1 protein-coding gene is annotated in these 268 nt (G+C 70.1%); it reads right to left on the minus strand.

Annotation, left to right across the window (positions count from 1 at the left end):
• The coding region (locus ACR9ZK_RS22130) for a hypothetical protein (RefSeq protein ID WP_481344096.1) at nucleotides 1-268 on the minus strand (268 nt) is incomplete at both ends.

The raw sequence follows: 268 nt of genomic DNA on the forward strand, positions 1-268 counted from the left end.
TCTTCGGGGTGCCCTTGGCGAACGCGGTCTGCACGGCGTCGAACAGCGCGTCCAGGTCGACCTGGTCCTTCAGCGGCGCCAGCGACGGGCCCACGGCATAGCTGCCCAGCATCAGGCCGACCTGTTCACGGTCCACCTTCGGCGGCTCGGTGCCCGGGGCCATGCCCGGAACCGGCTGGCCGGCCTTGACGGCCATCGCCATGCGCAGCGCCTGGTCGGTCTTCTGCGCCTGTTCCTGGGTGATCAGCGGCTGCTTGCCTTCGAAGGC

The sequence above is a fragment of the Monashia sp. HAY1-5C genome, assembly GCF_056755255.1.